Annotated in this window: 2 protein-coding genes and 1 pseudogene; 1 reads left to right on the top strand and 2 read right to left on the bottom strand. The window is 74.3% G+C overall.

Going from position 1 to position 2,492, the window contains the following annotated elements:
• Positions 1 to 166: pseudogene (locus B9S58_RS38605) on the bottom strand (lipase); the annotation flags it as partial.
• Positions 167 to 527: 361 nt separating this feature from the next.
• Here B9S58_RS38605 and B9S58_RS00675 point away from each other — a divergent pair.
• Positions 528 to 941, top strand: coding sequence for a cobalamin B12-binding domain-containing protein (locus B9S58_RS00675; protein ID WP_103530202.1), 414 nt, complete (start codon positions 528 to 530; stop codon positions 939 to 941).
• Between the two features lie 171 nt (positions 942 to 1,112).
• Here the strand turns inward: B9S58_RS00675 and B9S58_RS00670 are convergent.
• Positions 1,113 to 2,492 (bottom strand): DUF5691 domain-containing protein (locus B9S58_RS00670; protein ID WP_103530201.1); only part of this gene is annotated, 1,380 nt, incomplete at its 5' end.

Here is a 2,492-nt window from a genome sequence, read left to right as displayed (position 1 = left end):
GCGTCGGCGGGCGGCGCTCTGGGGTGAGGCCGAAGGGGTAGACGATCAGGTGCCCGGCGAGGACGACCAGCTCCAGCGCGGTGGCGCCGAGCAGCGCGGACGACAGCCGGGGGACCGGCAGACGGGGGAGACGGGGCAGCAGGGAGAGGGGAGGGAGGAGCTTCATGGCCGACCTCCTGCACTGGCGTACGGGGGAGGCGGCTCCCGTCCCCGTATGCCCTCATGGGGTGTCGGCACGAGTGCCGCGGGCCGGCGGGGCCGGGCGGCGACGGGAGCCGTACCACCGTGCCGTGCGGCTGGCGGCGCGGTGGTACGGCTACCTTGGTGCGGCTCCCCTGGGTGTGTCTCGCGCCGGGCCCCGCGCGGCCGGAACACCGCGTGGTACGGGGAACGACGCCTGGCGAACATGTCCCACGTGTGATTTCCCCCTCCCCGCCTGCCGCGAAACAGCGGCTTGCGGGATGCTGTGGATAACGTTCGTTCACATCCCCGGCCCTTCAGGCACGGGAGACCAGGTGGAGGCAGTGATGGGTGTGACCGGTCCGATCCGTGTGGTGGTGGCCAAGCCGGGACTCGACGGCCACGACCGCGGGGCCAAAGTCATCGCGCGGGCGTTGCGCGACGCCGGTATGGAGGTGATCTACACGGGGCTCCACCAGACGCCCGAGCAGATCGTCGACACGGCGATCCAGGAGGACGCCGACGCCATCGGCCTCTCGATCCTCTCCGGGGCGCACAACACGCTGTTCGCCAAGGTGATCGAGTTGCTGAAGGCCCGGGAGGCGGAGGACATCAAGGTGTTCGGCGGCGGGATCATCCCGGAGGACGACATCGCACCGCTGAAGGAGCTGGGCGTCGCGGAGCTCTTCACCCCGGGGGCGACGACGACCGAGATCGTCACCTGGGTCAACGCCCACGTCCGCCAGGCCGCCCAGGCCTGAACGCCGACCCCGGGGCGGGTCCGCTGCTTACAGGGCCCGCGCGGGCGGCGGCGGTTTCCGTCGCCGTGCCCGGTTGCCGTGCCCGGTCGCCGCAAGCGGCTCCGGCGCGGGGCCGGGGCGTCGCGACCGCTTCCGTCGCGCCGTGTCATCGGATCCGTCCGCATCGCCGCGTCAGGCCGTCAGCTCCGCCTCCATCGCGGCGCGCAGCCGCAGGGTGGAGACCAGGCGCTGGAAGGCCTCCGACCAGTAACCGCCCGCCCCCGGTGACGCCCCCTCCTGCTCGTCCTGCGCGGCCGTCAGGACCTCCAGCCGGTCGGCCTCGGCCGGATCCAGGCAGCGTTCCGCGAGGCCCATCACTCCGCTGAAGCTCCACGGATAACTCCCGCCGTCCCGTGCGATGTCGAGTGCGTCGACCACCGCACGCCCGAGCGGTCCGGCCCAGGGGACCGTGCACACCCCGAGCAGCTGGAACGCCTCCGACAGGCCGTGCGCAGCGATGAACTCGGCCACCCAGGATGCGCGTTCGGCCTCGTCCAGGATCGCGAGGAGCTTCGAGCGCTCGGCGATCGAGGCCGTTCCGGGGCTGTTGGGGGGTGTCAGGCCGCTGGCCGGCGGCGCAGCGGGACGCCCGAGCAGGGCCCGGGCCCACCGCGGATTCCGCTGCCGCATCGCCGCCCGGCACCATGCGGTGTGCAGCTCCCCGGCCCAGTCGTCGGCGACGGGCAGGGCCACGATCTCCGCGGCCGGACGCCCGTCGAACCGCTCCTCCCAGACGCCGAGCGGCGTGGCCTCCACCAACTGCCCGAGCCACCAGGACCGTTCGCCCCGGCCTGTCGGCGGGACCGCGGCGACGCCGTCGCGCTGCATTACCGCGTCGCACTCGTGCGGCGCCTCCACGGCGATGGAGACGACGTCCCCCGTACGGTCGGGGCTGACGCAGGACATCGCGCGGGCCGCCATCCGCCCGGCGAGGGCCGACGCGGGCAGGGCGGACAGAAGTTCGGCGGCGGTGGCGCGGACATTGCGGCTGCGGTCGGACAGGGCCTGCTCCAGGAACGGCTCGTCGTCGCCCCCGAGCCCGGACCGCAGGGAGTCCAGGAACATCAGCCGGTCCTCGGCCCGTTCGGCCGACCACGTGGTGGCGAGCAGGGCGAGCCCGGTGGGCGGATCCTGGGCCCGTACGGCGTCGAGCAGTGCGACCCGCTCCGCGAACAGTCCCTCCTCCCACAGCCGGCGCACCGCGTCCGGGTCCCTGGTGCCGGGCTGGAGCGCGCCGCTCGCGGAGCCCCGCAGGGCGAACTTCCAGTCAGGATTCAGCCCGGCCAGCCACAGACCGCGCGGCCCGGCGAACGCGAGCGCCTGCGGGCGCAGGTCCGTCCGGGTGCGGGCGGCGTCCAGCAGCGGCGGCAGCAGGGCCGCAGGGGCGCGGTAGCCCTTCCGGTTGGCGGTGGCCAGCCACTGCGGTATGAGCTCGGTGAGGTCGGGCGCGGTCCCGCGCCGCCCGCCGCCCGAGGGCGCGGCACGGTCGGCCAGCAGATGGGCGAGCCGCTG

Origin of the sequence: Streptomyces sp. SM11 (assembly GCF_002910905.1) — a bacterium.
In the GTDB taxonomy this organism is placed as follows: Bacteria; Actinomycetota; Actinomycetes; order Streptomycetales; family Streptomycetaceae; genus Streptomyces.
The sequence above is the reverse complement of the archived record's forward strand: the minus strand, read 5'-3'. Positions and strand labels throughout refer to the sequence as shown.